The organism is Streptomyces sp. ME19-01-6 (assembly GCF_033793745.1).
GTDB lineage: Bacteria > Actinomycetota > Actinomycetes > Streptomycetales > Streptomycetaceae > Streptomyces.
On sequence record NZ_JARAXF010000007.1, the window covers coordinates 17967 to 32545 of the forward strand.

Consider the following 14579-nt stretch of genomic DNA (forward strand, 5'->3'; position numbering starts at 1 on the left):
CCGTGATCACCCGCGTGACCAGCAGGACCCGAAGTGCGGCACGAGCGCGGCGGCCACGTGCCCGGCGACGAAGATCATCTGGAAGCCGATCAGCGCCGCCCGGCGAGGCAGCTTGAGGGTGGCCAGGGTCAGCAGCGGTGCGCCGACGACCATGCCGACGGCGAACGCGGAGACCAACAGGCCCGCCTCGGACAGGGAGACGTGCAGAGCACCGGCGAGGGACGGCAGCAGCCCGGAGAGCATGAACTCCGAGGTGCCTTGGACGAAGACGCCGAACCCGATGGGGGGCTCTGGGAGCGAGCCATGCGCCCCGCATGGAGCGGAGCCGTGACCTTCGGGCTCGTAACTTCTCTGAACCGAGGCCAGGGCCGCTGCGCTGGAGTATGTGCGGCCCGGGCCACGGCCGACCGTATACGTCAGGTGTAGTAGGTGTCGAACGACCCGATCCACGACGCCGCCAACGGCAGGACGCACACCTGCACGCCGGCTGTGGTCCAGCACCGGCATAGGGCCGCGATCCCGGAGGTCCACCACGCCGTCGTGCGCAGTGCGCTCACCGCTCCGGCCTGATAGCCCTGCCCGGAGGGATCCGTCATCCCGGGGTAACCCATCCAGTCCTCTGTGAAGATGCCGTCCGACCCGAACACGATGGCCGCCGACACGAGCCACAGATCGATCAGGAGGGCCGACACGGCGAGCGCCACGTCGAAGCGCAGGTACGCGTGCGTCGGCACCAGCAGCCGTACCGCCGGGTGTCCGTGGAGCCGCACCCAGTCCCGGGGCCAGATGCGTACCAGCACAACGGCGGCGTACACCAGCGCAGCGACGGCCGCCGCCCACCCGCCCATGAAGACCAGTCCGAAGAACAACATCCCGAAACTCATGCCGGGCCAGATGCCGCACCGTTTCGAATGGTTCCTTCCGCATCAATGATGCGAGGAAGCCGGCAGGATGCGTCGAAGGCGGGGCGGCCGTGACCGGCGGCTCAGGTGGTTGTGGCAGGCGCGTAGGTCACGTCGTGCTACGGTCCCGAGATGTTGCCCTTGGGGCGAGAGGCGGGAACGACGTGCCCCTGTTGGGCAGGCCGGAGAGCTGGCTCTCCTCGGGCCAGGCGGCGGAGCTGAAAGGCGTTGGCGTGCCCTCGAGCACGTCACCCTCAGCCCGAGCCGGATAGGCGGCATCGCCCGCGCCGCCCTCGTCCTCAACGGCCAGTGGAAATGATCTCCGTTGAGAGAACCTCACTGGCTGGCCTGTTCTTCCCAGGGCTCGGCGGACGAGCCGGCTAGCGCGCCACGCGGTGGCGGAGGTAGACGACTCTTGAGCTGAAGGTGCGGGTCTCGACGAGTTCGAGATCCACCCGGCGCTCGTGATGGGGGAAGAACGGAATGCCACCGCCAACCAGCACCGGGTAGACCATGGCCCGGTACTCGTCGATCAGACCCAACGCGGCCGCCTCGGCGGCGAGAGTCGCGCCGCCGATCGCGATGTCGCCCTCCCCCGGCTCGGCTCGCAACCGCTCGATCTCCTCCGCCAGACCGCCGGAGGCCAGTCGGGCATTGCCCTGCACCGCCGACAGAGTGGTGGAGAACACCACCTTCGGCAGCGGCTTCCAGAGTGCGGCCCACTCGAGCATTGAGTCGTCGAGCGAGGGATCCTGATCGGCGGTCTCCCAGTACAGCATCGTCTCGTACAGCCGTCGTCCCAACAGGTGGACGCCGACCTCTCGAATCTCGTCGATCCAGAAGCGAAAGACGTCCTCGTCGGGCGCCGTCCAGTCGAAGCCACCGTCCGGCCCGACGATGTAGCCGTCAAGTGAGACGCTCATCGAATAGGTCACGCTGCGCATCAGAAGTGCTCCTCGGTAACGGGTTCGACAGTACGACCGCCGGACGCCGCAGGACTCATCGCGGCTCGCGAGATTGCCTGGGCCGAGTCACTTCACGAGATCACTTCGTTGAGAAAACCTCAGTGAGACTCGTCAGCACATGCGCTAAGTCGTCAGCTCCGGAAGTCCTTTGGGAGTTGATCAAGCTACCAGGGCGACGGAGCATTCTTCTGAGTGATCGGCGGTGTGCCGGTCGAGCCTGGCCAGCAGAAAGTAGATCTCCACCTGGTTCAACCAGGAGGCGTGCACCGGAGTGTGGATCAGTACCGCGTTCGGGACGCGGCTGTCAGCCGGTCCGCTGCTGCCTTGCCGCGGGGGGAGGAGGAGCCGTTGCCGACGAGCCAGAACACGCGCTTGGCGCTGGCGTACGGCTCGCGGCTCATGACCTGGGTGACCAGGGTCATGAACGGATCGATGCCGGTGCGCGCCTCGCACCGGCCGAACACTGTGGCTTGGTGGACGTCGTAGGCAGCCAGGCATGCCAGTGCTCCGACGCCTCCGCCCGTTCGGGGCACGACCAGCGGGACAACGCTACACCGGTCTCCGCGGGCAGTTGGCAGGCCAGCGCTTTGGCCTGGCCCGGTGCAAGGCGGTGGAAGAGAGGGGGCGGCCGGCTCGTATGCGGTCGGCCAGGCCATGCAGGCGCTGGTCGGTGTACCGGCCGCGCCAGCGGCGGTTATCACGCGGGCAGCGGCAACGGGCATGGCAGACAAGCCGAACGAGAGAAGTGGATACGACAGGCCGTCGCCTGCCGTATGCGGTCCCCGGCCCGTCGGTCAGGAGAGCCCTCGCGGTCCGATGGGACGACTCGAAGCGGAGCCGGACTGACGCGCGGGCTGGCCGCTCACTCGGCGCCGTCGCTGCGGAGGAGCAGGCCGAGCAGTCCGGGGAAGCGCGCCTCGAACTCCTCGCGGCGCAGTCGGTTGACCCGCTTGGGCCCCTGGTCACGCTGTTCGAGCAGACCGGCGCCGCGCAGGACCGAGAAGTGGTGGCTGAGTGCGGCTTTGCCGACCGGCACGTCGAAGCTGCCACAGCTGCGCGTCCAGTCGGCGGAACCCGCCAACTCGCGGATCAGCTGGATGCGCACAGGGTCAGCGAGCGCGGACAGCGCGGTCAGGACGGAAACCTCGTCGGGATCCGCGTGTACCGGCGCCGCACGGTGACTGCCGCCCGCGGCCTGGTTCGACACGCCCCTCCCCTCGTCATGCGCGGCCTCGCCGGGAACCTTGCGGAGTGCTCCGGCCGCTTGCTCGGTGTTCGATGGATATCTTACAGTGCCAGTGTTCGATTTCTGTTGAACACTCGATCGAAGGGTGCATTCCGCTCATGCGTGCAGTCGAGTTCCAAGAGTACGGCGGTCCCGAGGTGCTGAAGGTCGTGCAGGTCGAAGCCCCCGAGCCGGGACCAGGCCAGGTGACCATCGACGCCGCCTACGCGGGCGTGAACTTCGCGGACCTCAAGGCACGCGCCGCGGGGTACCGGGTGGAATCGCTCCCGTTCGTCCCCGGCCTGGAAGTCTCCGGACGGATCCGGGCCGTCGGCTTCGGCGTCGGAGGGCTGCGCCCGGGGCAAGAGGTCGTCGCGCTCGTCAACGGCGGCGCCTACGCGGAGGTAGTGGTCGCCGAGACCGCCACTGTCTTCCCACTCCCCGAGGGCCTGGACCTGCGGACCGCGGCCACGCTCCCCACCGTGCTGCCGACCGCGCGCGCCCTGCTCCACGAGGTGGGGCGACTGCGCGCCGGAGAGAGCGTGCTGGTGCACGGCGCTGCGGGAGGCATCGGCACAGTGGCCGGCCAACTGGCCCGGGGGGCGGGCGCCGGCGCGGTGTACGGCGTGGTCTCCTCCGCGGCCAAGGCCGAGTACGCCCTCAGACACGGCTACGACGAGGTGTTCACCACCGACTCCTTCCCCGACGAGGTCCGCCGCGCCACCGGCGGCAGGGGGGTCGACCTGGTGCTCGACCCGGTGGGTGGCGACACCCTTCGCCGCGGTCTCGACGCGCTGGCCGTCTTCGGTCGCCTGGTGTCCTTCGGCAACGCGAGCGGCGCAGAGCCGTGGCACGTCGGGCAGTCCGAACTCTACGCGCAGGGCCGTTCGGTCGCGAGCTTCTCCATCCTGGCTCTCGCGCAGTCGGCGCCCGAGGCGCTGCGTTCGCTCGTGGAGCGTGCCTTCCGTATGGTCACCGATGGCAACGTGACCCTTCCGGTCACCGCGGAGTTCCCACTGTCGGACGCAGCCGAGGCCCATCGGCTGATGGGCGAGCGCACGTCGACGGGCAAGTTGCTGCTGCGGGTGGCCGACTGAACACAGTCGCTGCAGCGACGCCCAGGAACCGCGGGCAGATGGGGCTTCGCCCTCTACTACGCCAACAGCGACCGCTACGAGGACCCCCTACTGCCCAGAGGACTCACGGCTGCCCACCGGCGGCTTCGCCGGCGCCCTCGAAGACGCCCTCGACCGGCCTGCCGGCTCCACCTCTCGCCCCTGACATCTGACGAGGCGACACACACAACTCCAGATCCGAAGTCCTTCGGGGGTTGATCATGTTGCTGATGCGGCGGAGGATTCTTCCTGTCGGTCGAGTGTGTGTCGGTCGAGCCGGGCCAGCAGATCGTCCAGGTCGGAGGGGGCGAACTTCCACTGGAACGGCTGTGCTGCGGCGTTGTAGCGGTCTTCGAAGGCCCGGAGCTGGTCTCGGATCTGGTCGAGGTCCGTGAAGTCGTTGGGTGCCACGACTTTGCGTTGGACGATGGAGAAGAAGATCTCTATCTGGTTGGTCCAGGAGGCGTGGACCGGGGTGTAGACCATGACGGCGTTGGGAAACGCCTTGGCCAGGCGGTCTTGGCGGCTTCGCCGCCGTGGGAGGAGCCGTTGTCGACGATCCAGAAGACGCGTTTCGCGCTGGCATAGGGCTCGCTGGTCATGACCTGGGTGACCAGGTTCATGAAGGGCACGATGCCGGTGGTGGGCTCGCAGCGCCCGAGGAAGCGGGCGTGGTGGACGTCGTAGGCGGCGAGGTAGGCCAGGGCGCCGCCGCGTCGGTACTCGTGGCTGACCCGCATGGCCCGGGCCTGTCCGGGGGCGAGAGTGGGGGGCAGCGACAGCGGGCCCGGATCGAGGTCTTCTCATCGCTGGAGACCACGTACATTCGCACCCAGTGGGACGCCGTCGAAGGTGCCGGCATACAGGTCCATGATGCGGGCGGCCTTGGGCTGGAACTTCGGATCGCGGATGAAGATCCAGGACCGGAACTGCCAGGGCTTGAGTGTGTCGTCGCGCAGCCAGCGGCGGACGGTGGAGGCGGAGATGCGGCGGGCGACGATCTCGCGTGCCAGTTCCGGGCACGACCAGCGCGACAGCGGGGTGCCGGTCTCGGCAGGCAGTTAGCAGGCCAGGGCCTTGACCTCGGCGACCTGCACCGGGGTGAAGCGTCATGGACTGGCCGCGGCGCCTGCGGTCGGCCAGGGCGGGGATGCCGCCGTAGGCGAAGCGGGCCCGCCAGGTGCGCACGGTGTCCAGGTGCGCTCCGGTTTGGCGGGCGATCGCTGCGTTGCCCCGCCCCCGGGCGGCCTGCAGCACGATCTGCGCCCGCAGGCGGTCACGGTGCGGGGTGCTGTGGCCGTAGGCCGCTTTCTTCAGCCGGTGCCGTTCGGCGGCGGTCAGGACGATCGGGCGCGCGGTGGCTGCGGGCAAGGCAGGCAGGCCGTTCAGCAGAGGCGGATCAGGGCACCCGGAGCCTCCCGCGTCCAGCCCGGCTGTTGGCCGCCCAGGTCCATCAGATGATGAACAAGCTGTCCGGCCCGCCGATCCGGCGGATCGCTTCCAGGGGATACGGGGTCTGCCTGCTCTCACAACGGAACTCGTGGTAGAAGTCCGTCATCACTGCGGCAACCGGGGCGTAGCGGGTGAGGATCGCCGCGACCTGCGACGGAATTCCCGTCGGAGGTTCCCCTCGGGCACACGCGCGCACGAACGCGCTGCGCTCATCCCCCTCGTACCCGTACAGGGCGGTGACGAGCCACTGCACCAGGTGGGTGACGGTGTAGCAGCGGTCATAGGTCTGGTGTTCGGCGAAGAAGTCGGCCTCCTCCTTCGACAGGTCGAACCGGGAGGAGATAGCGAGGCCGTAGTCCGTGAAGAACAGACGCTTGCCGTCGGTCAGGATGTTCTGGAAGTGGCCATCGAAATGCAGGAGCCCGTGGGCGTTCATGAAAGAGGTTCCGGCCTCAAGTTCCTTCGTCACCATGGTGCATGCCTGCTCGGCCGTCTCATCGTCGGCCTTGACCTGAACGTCCAGCCAGTCGTGCAGGTTCTGCGGAATGTACTCCAGGAACAGCGCGACGCTCGCCGAGGAATCCCGCAGCGCCTCGATCCGGTGGCGCACCTGCGGTCCGCCTCCCCAGTAGGCGACAACTTTCTCCACGTCGGCCAGTTGCTCGGGCAGCACCTGCCCGGGGTGCGGCAGCACCCGCCAGTGGTACATCAACGGAAAGCCCTCATGGTCCTGTGCGAGCACCCAGTTCGTCGTCATGGTGTGCACGGCCAGCTCCCGCCAGGCCCCCCATCCCGGGCTTCCGGGAACCCCGAGGCCGGGGTGGCAGAAGGTCGGTAGCCCGAAGAGGTTCGCCGTGGATTGGACGTTCTCCGGCTGCCTTTCCAGATCGGTCAGCGGCAGCCGCTTAACGAAGACAGGGATTCCGCCGACCTCCAGCAACGCTGAGGTCCCGCCGATGCCAGAACCCATCGGCGCAGCCGTATCCACAAGGTCGCGCAGTTCGCGATCGCTGCACAGCGCCAGCGATGTGGAGACGGCACTGTAGGCCGCCAAACGCGCACCACGCGACGCGTCAAAGCTCTCGACGGCTACCTCCACCAGGGCACCAACCTCTCCGAACCTGGGCCCGTCCAAAGGGCGCGCACACGCGACGCATAGTTCTGCGGTCCGCCCCCTGCACGGCCGGAGAGCATCCAAGACCGTTTGTGAACACGATCCGAACACCCTTTTGGCCGCACTATACGTGAAGATCGACAACAAGGTCGGGCGAACACGATGCCCCGGCAGACCGCCACTGCTCAGCGGCTCGGATCTGGTCAGTCTCGCCGTGGTCGAGCCCCATCCACACCGTCTTCGACACCCGGACCGCGAAACGCCCTCCAGGCCCAGGGGTCAACCCCCGAAGGACTTCCGGAGCCGACCGCTAAGCCTCACGGCCCGGCCGGTGGCCACGACCGCCTTGGCCGGTCAACTGCCAGGCGAACCTCGGGCCCGCCGCTGCAGTCCTCGGGCCGAGCGCGGGCGCGCAGGGGCCAGCGGGCTCAGGATGCCGACGGGGCGGCGACCGTGGACTTGGACGAAGTATTGTTGATCACTCCTCGGACAGGGCGCCACTGCTGTTCCAGATTTTTGCCGAACGTGAGGAACGCAAAGCGACCGCGGTCGCCACGAACTCACCGTTCCATGAGTGGGACTCGATCTTCAGCGAGCCCCGGCTCTGCGCGGCCATCGCCGACCGGATCACCTTCCGATGCACGCTGATCCAGACCGGCACCGAGTCCTACCGACTCCAGGCCACCGAAAACGAACTGGTTGGCCAGGCCAGCGGATGACGTTGGTGCGGTGATCTTGTCTTCGCCCTTGCTCTGCCAACAGGATGAGACCGGGCAGTTCGACGAAGGGGAAACATGGGTGATCAGTGGGTGAAGCTCGAACTTGATGTCGCCAGCTTTGATGAATGTCGCTTTGCGAAGTATGTGACTAGATGCCGGGCTGACGGCATTCGTCTGACAACTCTGGCCGAGCTGGGAGACACTCCGGAACATCGTCTCGCGCTCTATGAACTCAACAAGGAGTGCTCGGCCGACATCCCCGAACGCGGGGAGTTCTACTCGTATGAAGAGTATGCCGAGCGGCGCTTCGCAGTCGCCTCCTACGACCCACGCGGTGTCGTGATTGCGCTGGACGGCGATTTCTGGGTCGGGATGGCGGCAACATCGGCCCACGGGGACTTCGCGTTCAACGAAATGACCGGCGTGAGGGCCAGTCATCGGGGCCGCGGCATCTCAATTTCCATGAAGACGTTCGGGATGAGCTTCGTCCGGGAGTGCGGAGCGAGCAAGGTCCGCACGTTCCATCACCCACTGAACGAGAGCGCCATCTCCATGAACCGAAATCTGGGTTTCGTGGATGCAGTGGACTGAGACGGAGCCGGGCCCTTCCGAACCGCGCCTGTCAGGGACGCGGGCCGACAGGTCCCGGTGTCACACACGCTATCGCCTCAGCGGCTTCCCCAGCTCGGACACTCGCGGCTTAGTCGGGTAGCCGGGTCACGTTGCCGTGACCCGGCCCCCTCAGACCGGACGCGCCAGTCGTCCCGGCATCCGGCTCAAGCAAGCCACAAGGGCTTCGCAGGTCAGCAGGTTGTTGTGGTCCGTTTCCCATCGCCCGCATGGTGCTGGCGGTGGCATTCGGAATGCACGAGACGAAGATTGTTCCGTTCGTCTCCACCGCCGTTTCGCCGGTAGGTGAAGTGATGCTTGTGGAGCATCTTCTTCGAAGCCGCGAACCAGTTGATCCACTGGCGTGGGCTGTCTGGCTCATACTCGGCTCCGGCGATCAGCGCCTGCTTGCAGAGCGGGCAGAGCCCCTGCTGCCGGACCGCCAGGAGAAGACTGGTCTTGTCCATCGGCGGTGGAGCTTTCCTGCGGCGGCGGTTCCGCCAGTATTCCATCAGGGCGGGATCGTCCAGGGACGCTCCGCCCTTGACCAGCTGGTGGCGGACGATCCCGGTCCAGGCGAACTTGGGCAGGAAGGCACCGCTATTGCGGTTGCCGAACACCCACCGGTCCCGTCTGGATGGGTGGAACTTGCCGAAGTACCGGTCTGCGACCCAGTATCTCGACTTCTTGGGATGGCTTCGCCTGGCCCAGCTCCAGGTCAGGCGCCACATATAGGGGTCTGGCGACGCGAACGTCGTCGTGGAAGCCACCCCCCGGTAATAGGCTGCCCAACCGCGAACGATCGGGACGAGCCTGCGCAGGACAGCCTCGGCGTTGGCCCCGTTCAGGGCCTTCACCTCGGTCCGTAACCGCGCCCGGAGCCTCTTGCAGAATGCCGCACTCGGTCTGATGATCAGTTTGCCGCCCGTCCGGCGGACGGTGAACCCGAGGAAGTCGAATCCATCTCCGAGATGGACGACCTTGGTCTTCTCTTTGTTGATGAACACTCGCTTGACCGGCCTGGCCTTCCAGGGCTGGGACGACCGATGGACCTCGGCCGCCAGTTCGCCTCTCGCCTTAGGGGTGGCGGCTCGCTCCCCGTCGATGCCAGCGATCTTGCGACCACTGCTCTGCTGCGACACCCGCTTCACGCTGACCAGCGTGTTACTGCGGCTCCTCAGCATGAGCTTCTGCACGTTGCGGACCCTCTTGAGGTCCCCTTCCTGCGTCGCCTTGAAGATCCTCTGCCTCAGCCGCCGTACGTTCTCCTCGCGGGTGGCCCAGTCGATCCCGTGCCAGTCGAGTAGATCGCCCTCGGGTCCGTTCACCGCAGGTATGCCCTCGGTTGCAGCTTCCTTGCAGTGGTGACTTCATAGGCTCACCTGATCCACGTGGGCTCCCTTTCGGGCCGGGCCACCAGGGCCCGTATCCAGCGAGTTATGCGAAAGACAGGTGAAGGTCCCGTCTCTCGTTTTCCTCTGGCCTTTCGGCCCGCCGGCCTTTGCTTCTTGGATCATCCTTCTCCCGCCAAGGAGTTGAGCCTTTCCTTGCGGTCGGCCTACCAGGCAGGGCCTGGACCTCGACGGGGTTTCCACGTTTCGCACCAGTAAGTCACGGCTGGGGTGGGCGCCCCCTTTACCCCGGGGCCAGCGGTGTCCTGCCCTCGGGATTCAGCTTCCTGAGGGTCGCTTGGTGCCTCGCAGCACCGGGTCCTGCAACCGCCGCTTGCGTGCCATCGTGCGGTCTGAAAGCCACGGAGTGTCATCAGGGGTTCACTTGCGTTCGCCCGTCCAGCCTTCCCCTCACCTGTGGCTCCTCGATGGCCGAGGGGCCCTTGGACTTGAACGCTCAGCTTCGCACCCCGCCGTTACCAGCGACGCACGTGAGCGCGGGGACGAGCCTTGGACACTGACCCGAAGTTCAGCCGATTGATACCTCCTCCACGTGGCTGTCCTTACTTACTTGGAGCGACCTCGTGTCGCACCTGATCGTTTCAAAATGACCTACTCAGTCTTCGGAGGCAGAGGATGCTACAAGCGAGTTCAAGCAAGCCGTGGTACAGATCAGCCCGCCGCTCGTAGCGGATTCGCAGCCGCTTGAACTGGTGTAGCCAAGCAGTTGGGTGGGCCGCGCAGCGAGGTTCTCACCAAGGTGAGTCCTTGTCCGCGCGGCCTCCCGCCGAACCGGACATGACGGTTTCCCTGTCATCCGGCTCTCCGATGATTACGGCGTGAGTGGTTTGGCAGGTCGTTCTGAATGCCGAAGCGTGGCCGAAGTGGAGTTCTTCGGCGAGCACGACGAAGGGTGCAGCTGCTGCAGGGGTAGCTCAGGGCGCTCCATACGCCTAGAGATATCAGGCTATGCCTCATGCTGTATTAGACGTATCCATGCTGGTCACTTAGCGTTCGGCGCATGACAGAGCGACGTGCGATCCTCAGCGGCTCGACCTTTGAGGAGCAGATCGGCTATGCCCGTGCCGTGGTCGACGGCGACTGGGTGCATGTGTCCGGGACGACCGGGTTCGACTACACCACCATGACGATCTCCGACGATGTGGTGGAGCAGGCCGAGCAGTGCCTGCGCAATATCGAGGCCGCGCTGGCCGAGGCGGGGTGCACCTTCGCCGACGTGGTGCGGGTGCGCTATCTGTTGCCCGATCGCGAAGACTTCGAGCCCTGCTGGCCGGTCCTGCGCCGTTGCTTCGGCGAGGTTCGGCCGGCCGCTTCGATGCTCATGTGCGGCCTTGCCGACCCTCGCATGAAGATCGAGATCGAGGTGTACGCGCGGCGGCCAACCGAGGGTGGACGCCGGATCGTTGGGCATTCCCTCCCCTACAGTGGCGCCGTGAGTAATCACTCCCAAGCGCCTGTCACGCCCGTCGAGGCCTATGAACCCCCCTACTACGTGGCTGTCTTCACTACCGTGCGAACCCAGAACCAGAGCGGCTACAGCGAGACCATCGCACGCATGGAAGACCTGGTGAAGGACGTCCCTGGGTTCCTGGGGATGGACCACGCGCAGACTCCTGGCGGGCTGGGCATCACCGTCGGGTACTTCCGCGACGCCGACGCCCTCACGGAGTGGCGGTGCAACGCCGAGCACCGCGCGGCGCAAAAGCGCGGGCAAGCCGAGTGGTACCAGAGCTACACGCTGCATGTGGCGAAAGTGGAGCGGAGCCACGGGTTCATGCGAGCGGAGGTCCCACAGAGCCCGACAGCAAGCTGACCAACCGAAGTCACCTCAGCGACCGTCCCGCCACAAACTCGCATCGAACGAGTCGGCGTGCCCCTCGCGAGCCCGATCTGGCGGGAACCGCGGGGAATGATGGGCAATCGACGCGACGGCCGCGACGAGCCCTTCGGCCGCCACGGCCAGTGCCGCCGAAGAGCGCGATGGAGAGGTCGTAGGAGATCGCAGCGCCGGTCAGCCGGGTGGCCGTAAGAAAGATCTCCACGAAGAAGGTGTAACTGGCACCCCCGTACAGACACAGCGGCACGGCGAGCAGCACCTGTCCGGCCAGTGCACCTGCCAGGTTCCCGCTGGTCAGGAGCATGAACGAAGGCCAGACGAGGACCGTCATCAGCACACTGCCGCCGATCAGCGACGCACGCCTGCCCCACCGGTCCGAGAGCCGCCCACCGACAATGAGCATGATCGTGAAGTCCAGCAGTGCCGCGGCGTTCGCCAGCAGCGACTGAACAATAGCCCGGACGGGCAGGCCTCGTCGTCGAAGGCCTGCGACTGCAGCGCTGTCCACCCCCTGGCGTCGTGTTTGCCGATGCGCACATACGATCCCCGCGGCCCAAAGGGCGGGATACCTACACCCGTACATCCACCCTCGCGATCGCACTCGCACGAAAGGTGGCAGGCTACGGTGAACCGTCATCGCGATGGCCGAGGACTTCGCCCAGATCACCAGGCGCCCGGCTCTGATCAACGTGCACTCCTCGGCAGGTCTGGGAAACGCTGTGGACACGCCGATCGAGGGGGCTTGCCCGCGTTCTCGAAGGTGGGGCGCATGCCCGCCGCGAGGCCACGGTATGCCGATGCACGCCCGCTCGTCGCCATGGAACCCTCCGCGGTCTGTAAACCGCCTGGCCCCGAGCCGCGGCGGTCTGAGCAAGCATGACCCACCTTTACGACCTCGCCTACTTGACCTTCGTCAGCGAGGAGATTGCACCTGCGGCCGCACGTCCGGCCTGAGCATCAAGCCCTTTGTGACGCACTCGAGCAGGCACACGGCGAGAACCCCGACCTCCGGCGCGAACTCGCTCGCCGTGGCGTTACCAGAGCGGCTCCTCAGTCACGACCCGCCCGATCAGCCAACCAACTTGCGTGCTGACGGATGCGAGAGAGATCGTCGGGAAAGTAGCTCTCCCAGTCCTGATCCAGCCGCTTCCAGGCCACCGGCTGACCGGCCTCCGCGACAAACGGGGTCGCCACATCAATGATCGCGGCATACGACAACCCGAGAGTGACCGGCCATGCGTAATCTAGTGCCAACCCGTCGATAACGGTCGGCATCGGCAAAACCCACAGCGCCGACCTGGACCTGACCGCTCGGACAGCGGTAGTGCCCGGACCGCGCATCCCCGCGGGCGAGCCGGCCGCTGCCCCGGGGTTGGTGAGCTCAGTCCAATGAGCCACGACAATGGGTCGCATGAACACATTGCCCACGCTGTCTGCCATGGAGATCACGACGGATCGTCTCCGGCTGCGAAAAGCGCACGACACCGACATCGACGGCCTCATCGAGCTCCAGACGGATCCGCAAGTCCGGGCCCACCTCGGTGGCCCGCGGCCACGTAACGTCGTCGAGCAGTACTTCGACGCGAACGGCATCAGCGCCATCACCAGCAAGCCCGGCACCTATGTCATCGCCGACAAGGAAACCAACCGGTTCATCGGGACACTCGTACTCGACCGCCGTTCCGCCGACCTTCCCGGACACGTCACCCAGGAAGGCACGGAGCTGGAGCTGACGTACCTGCTCCGGTGCGGCAGTTGGGGTGCGGGGCTGGCGTTCGAGGCCGCCACGGCTATGTTGCGCGCCGCCGCCGGCGAACTGCCCGACCAGCCGGTCCTGGTGGTGACCCAGACGGCCAACGAGCGATCACTCAAGCTCGCCGCCCGCCTCGGCTTCCAGCGCATGGGCACCTTCGAGGCCCATGGCGCGGAGCAAACCCTTGCTGTAGCCGACCTGCACTCTTTCAAGGCCTGATGTGAGAGACGTCGGAGCACATGATCAGGCGAGGGCCGCTCCAGCGGTCGGCGAACGCCTGGGTGATCGGCCTGGTTCGAGGAACATTTCGACTCATCGATAGCCTTCGTCTTCATGACGCGCGCTTGGATCCTGCCGATGCTGCTGGTGCTCTGCGGCTCAGTCGTTGCGACTGGGCTGATCTTCAGGGGGACCCCTGGCGCAGCCGCAGCACTCCTGCTGGTGTTTGTGCTGCTCGCAGGCGTGAACTCGCCTCTGATGTTCCCGAGGTCGATCGGTGCGCTGGAGGCACAACGCCGCAGCGCGGCCGACGGCCGGCCGGTCGTCTTCTGGCGGTCGGGCTGCAAGTACTGCCTCCGACTGCGCATCCGGTTGGGCCGCAGCGCCCGCCAGTTGCATTGGGTCGACATCTGGCGTGACCCGGCTGGAGCGGCAGCGGTGAGGGCAGCCAACGACGGCAATGAGACCGTGCCGACTGTCGTCGTAGCGGGCCAGCCGCACGTCAACCCCGATCCAGAATGGGTTTGCGAACAGCTCTCCCCTTCCGCGTGATCGGAAGCGGTGCCACATCGGCAAGGCGCCCGCAGGCCCGAAAGATCGTCAGCCGGCTCGACGCCGTCTGAACCCTCCGTCTGCGCCGTACAACGCGGACGGAGGTTGAAAGACAAGCTCAGTACACGGGCAGGCGCGGGTGTCGGCCGACGGTCACGGAAGTGCCGGGACTCGCTGTGGTGGTCAGCAGCAGGGCCGTGTCGTCGGTGCGATCGCCGGAGGGCCGCGCGTGGTGGAGCAGGGAGTTGGCGAGGGTACCGAGGGAGTCGACGGGGTGGGAGAGCAGGGCGGCCAGCTCGCCGAGGTTGGTGTCGGGGTCCGTGCCCGCGGTTTCGATGAGTCCGTCGGTGCAGAGGGCGAGGACGGCGCCGGAAGGCAGGGCGATCTCGGTGCCGGGGCAGTGTGCTTCGGGATCGGCACCCAGCAGCGGTCCGGCCGGCAGTGCCAGGACGGTGGTGTGCTGGTCGGCGTGGCGCAGGAGGGGCTGGCAGTGTCCGGCGGTGGCCAGGTGAGCGCGGTGGTCGGTGATGTCGAGGTGTGCGTACGGGCAGCTGGTGAGCAGATCGGGGTCGAGGTCACCGAGTAGGCGGTTGGTGCGGGCGAGGACCTCTCCGGGGGCGCCCCGGCGACGGCGTAGGCGTGGATGGCGGTGCGGACCTGGCCCATGAGGCTGGCGGCGCTGACATTGTGGCCTTGGACGTCGCC

At 66.7% G+C, this 14579-nt stretch carries 17 protein-coding genes and 4 pseudogenes; 7 read left to right on the forward strand and 14 right to left on the reverse strand.

The annotated features are described in order from the left end of the window. Positions 1 to 6: 6 nt before the first annotated feature. From PV419_RS18325 to PV419_RS18345, 5 genes are all read right to left on the reverse strand, one after another. Entirely contained in the window at positions 7 to 243 is a 237-nt protein-coding gene (locus PV419_RS18325) for a hypothetical protein (RefSeq protein ID WP_319690155.1), read from the reverse strand. A gap of 173 nt (positions 244 to 416) precedes the next feature. Further along, positions 417 to 872: a hypothetical protein gene (locus PV419_RS18330; protein ID WP_319690159.1), complete on the reverse strand. Its 456-nt coding sequence runs from the start codon at positions 870 to 872 to the stop codon at positions 417 to 419. 410 nt (positions 873 to 1282) lie between these two features. Then, positions 1283 to 1846 carry a dihydrofolate reductase family protein gene (locus tag PV419_RS18335; protein WP_319690167.1) on the reverse strand — a complete coding sequence of 188 codons (564 nt, stop codon included), beginning with the start codon at positions 1844 to 1846 and terminating at the stop codon, positions 1283 to 1285. Positions 1847 to 2145: 299 nt separating this feature from the next. After that, positions 2146 to 2289, reverse strand: a complete 144-nt coding sequence (locus tag PV419_RS18340; protein ID WP_319690171.1) for a hypothetical protein — start codon at positions 2287 to 2289, stop codon at positions 2146 to 2148. Between the two features lie 440 nt (positions 2290 to 2729). After that, a complete protein-coding gene (locus PV419_RS18345) occupies positions 2730 to 3074 on the reverse strand; it encodes a helix-turn-helix domain-containing protein (protein ID WP_319690175.1) in 345 nt (114 codons plus the stop codon). Positions 3075 to 3211: 137 nt separating this feature from the next. On the opposite strand from PV419_RS18345, the gene PV419_RS18350 reads away from it, so the two are divergent. Next, positions 3212 to 4189, forward strand: coding sequence for a quinone oxidoreductase family protein (locus tag PV419_RS18350; protein ID WP_319690179.1), 978 nt, complete (start codon positions 3212 to 3214; stop codon positions 4187 to 4189). A 237-nt stretch (positions 4190 to 4426) separates the two neighbouring features. Here PV419_RS18350 and PV419_RS18355 read toward each other — a convergent pair whose 3' ends face one another. The 4 genes and pseudogenes from PV419_RS18355 to PV419_RS18370 form a co-directional block, all read right to left on the reverse strand. Next, positions 4427 to 4693: a hypothetical protein gene (locus PV419_RS18355; RefSeq protein WP_319690947.1), complete on the reverse strand. Its 267-nt coding sequence runs from the start codon at positions 4691 to 4693 to the stop codon at positions 4427 to 4429. After that, positions 4651 to 4947, reverse strand: coding sequence for a hypothetical protein (locus PV419_RS18360; RefSeq protein WP_319690949.1), 297 nt, complete (start codon positions 4945 to 4947; stop codon positions 4651 to 4653). The genes PV419_RS18355 and PV419_RS18360 overlap by 43 nt, the downstream gene beginning before the upstream one ends. Positions 4948 to 5338: 391 nt before the next feature. Continuing rightward, positions 5339 to 5737, reverse strand: a pseudogene (locus PV419_RS18365) (helix-turn-helix domain-containing protein); the annotation flags it as partial. Further along, positions 5661 to 6758 carry a protein kinase family protein gene (locus PV419_RS18370; protein ID WP_319690184.1) on the reverse strand — a complete coding sequence of 366 codons (1098 nt, stop codon included), beginning with the start codon at positions 6756 to 6758 and terminating at the stop codon, positions 5661 to 5663. The gene PV419_RS18370 and the pseudogene PV419_RS18365, both read right to left, overlap by 77 nt. Positions 6759 to 7285: 527 nt before the next feature. On the opposite strand from PV419_RS18370, the gene PV419_RS53295 reads away from it, so the two are divergent. Both PV419_RS53295 and PV419_RS18380 read left to right on the forward strand, forming a co-directional pair. After that, positions 7286 to 7492: an ATP-binding protein gene (locus PV419_RS53295; RefSeq protein ID WP_415925338.1), complete on the forward strand. Its 207-nt coding sequence runs from the start codon at positions 7286 to 7288 to the stop codon at positions 7490 to 7492. A gap of 75 nt (positions 7493 to 7567) precedes the next feature. Then, complete coding sequence (locus PV419_RS18380) at positions 7568 to 8083, forward strand: GNAT family N-acetyltransferase (RefSeq protein ID WP_319690197.1); 516 nt, start codon at positions 7568 to 7570, stop codon at positions 8081 to 8083. A gap of 212 nt (positions 8084 to 8295) precedes the next feature. Here PV419_RS18380 and PV419_RS18385 read toward each other — a convergent pair whose 3' ends face one another. Continuing rightward, the gene (locus tag PV419_RS18385; protein ID WP_319690203.1) at positions 8296 to 9429 is read right to left on the reverse strand and encodes a reverse transcriptase N-terminal domain-containing protein; all 1134 of its coding nucleotides are present in this window, start codon (positions 9427 to 9429) and stop codon (positions 8296 to 8298) included. Positions 9430 to 10094: 665 nt separating this feature from the next. After that, positions 10095 to 10217 (reverse strand): annotated as a pseudogene (locus PV419_RS18390) (IS5/IS1182 family transposase); the annotation flags it as partial. Between the two features lie 296 nt (positions 10218 to 10513). Between PV419_RS18390 and PV419_RS18395 the strand changes: the two are divergent. Both PV419_RS18395 and PV419_RS18400 read left to right on the forward strand, forming a co-directional pair. Continuing rightward, positions 10514 to 10894 (forward strand): annotated as a pseudogene (locus PV419_RS18395) (RidA family protein); the annotation flags it as partial. Positions 10895 to 10945: 51 nt separating this feature from the next. Further along, positions 10946 to 11326 carry an antibiotic biosynthesis monooxygenase gene (locus PV419_RS18400; protein WP_319690904.1) on the forward strand — a complete coding sequence of 127 codons (381 nt, stop codon included), beginning with the start codon at positions 10946 to 10948 and terminating at the stop codon, positions 11324 to 11326. A gap of 10 nt (positions 11327 to 11336) precedes the next feature. Here PV419_RS18400 and PV419_RS18405 read toward each other — a convergent pair whose 3' ends face one another. Further along, positions 11337 to 11858: a hypothetical protein gene (locus tag PV419_RS18405; RefSeq protein WP_319690208.1), complete on the reverse strand. Its 522-nt coding sequence runs from the start codon at positions 11856 to 11858 to the stop codon at positions 11337 to 11339. Between the two features lie 542 nt (positions 11859 to 12400). Continuing rightward, entirely contained in the window at positions 12401 to 12625 is a 225-nt protein-coding gene (locus tag PV419_RS18410) for a hypothetical protein (protein ID WP_319690213.1), read from the reverse strand. 136 nt (positions 12626 to 12761) lie between these two features. On the opposite strand from PV419_RS18410, the gene PV419_RS18415 reads away from it, so the two are divergent. Both PV419_RS18415 and PV419_RS18420 read left to right on the forward strand, forming a co-directional pair. Further along, on the forward strand, positions 12762 to 13322 hold the full coding sequence (locus PV419_RS18415; protein ID WP_319690219.1) for a GNAT family N-acetyltransferase: 561 nt from the start codon (positions 12762 to 12764) through the stop codon (positions 13320 to 13322). A gap of 114 nt (positions 13323 to 13436) precedes the next feature. Then, entirely contained in the window at positions 13437 to 13874 is a 438-nt protein-coding gene (locus PV419_RS18420) for a glutaredoxin domain-containing protein (protein WP_319690225.1), read from the forward strand. Between the two features lie 118 nt (positions 13875 to 13992). On the opposite strand, the pseudogene PV419_RS18425 reads toward PV419_RS18420, so the two are convergent. After that, positions 13993 to 14540 (reverse strand): annotated as a pseudogene (locus PV419_RS18425) (PP2C family protein-serine/threonine phosphatase). Positions 14541 to 14579 lie beyond the last annotated feature (39 nt).

What these genes read in the sequence shown, in the direction of transcription:
- PV419_RS18410 (WP_319690213.1), bottom strand. Translation starts at nt 12,625, where the DNA reads ATGCCGACCGTTATCGACGGGTTGGCACTAGATTACGCATGGCCGGTC.
- PV419_RS18360 (WP_319690949.1), bottom strand. Translation starts at nt 4,947, where the DNA reads ATGCGGGTCAGCCACGAGTACCGACGCGGCGGCGCCCTGGCCTACCTC.
- PV419_RS18340 (WP_319690171.1), bottom strand. Translation starts at nt 2,289, where the DNA reads ATGACCCTGGTCACCCAGGTCATGAGCCGCGAGCCGTACGCCAGCGCC.
- PV419_RS18415 (WP_319690219.1), top strand. Translation starts at nt 12,762, where the DNA reads ATGAACACATTGCCCACGCTGTCTGCCATGGAGATCACGACGGATCGT.
- PV419_RS18330 (WP_319690159.1), bottom strand. Translation starts at nt 872, where the DNA reads ATGTTGTTCTTCGGACTGGTCTTCATGGGCGGGTGGGCGGCGGCCGTC.
- PV419_RS18325 (WP_319690155.1), bottom strand. Translation starts at nt 243, where the DNA reads ATGCTCTCCGGGCTGCTGCCGTCCCTCGCCGGTGCTCTGCACGTCTCC.
- PV419_RS18420 (WP_319690225.1), top strand. Translation starts at nt 13,437, where the DNA reads ATGACGCGCGCTTGGATCCTGCCGATGCTGCTGGTGCTCTGCGGCTCA.
- PV419_RS18380 (WP_319690197.1), top strand. Translation starts at nt 7,568, where the DNA reads ATGGGTGATCAGTGGGTGAAGCTCGAACTTGATGTCGCCAGCTTTGAT.
- PV419_RS18335 (WP_319690167.1), bottom strand. Translation starts at nt 1,846, where the DNA reads ATGCGCAGCGTGACCTATTCGATGAGCGTCTCACTTGACGGCTACATC.
- PV419_RS18355 (WP_319690947.1), bottom strand. Translation starts at nt 4,693, where the DNA reads ATGGTCTACACCCCGGTCCACGCCTCCTGGACCAACCAGATAGAGATC.
- PV419_RS18350 (WP_319690179.1), top strand. Translation starts at nt 3,212, where the DNA reads ATGCGTGCAGTCGAGTTCCAAGAGTACGGCGGTCCCGAGGTGCTGAAG.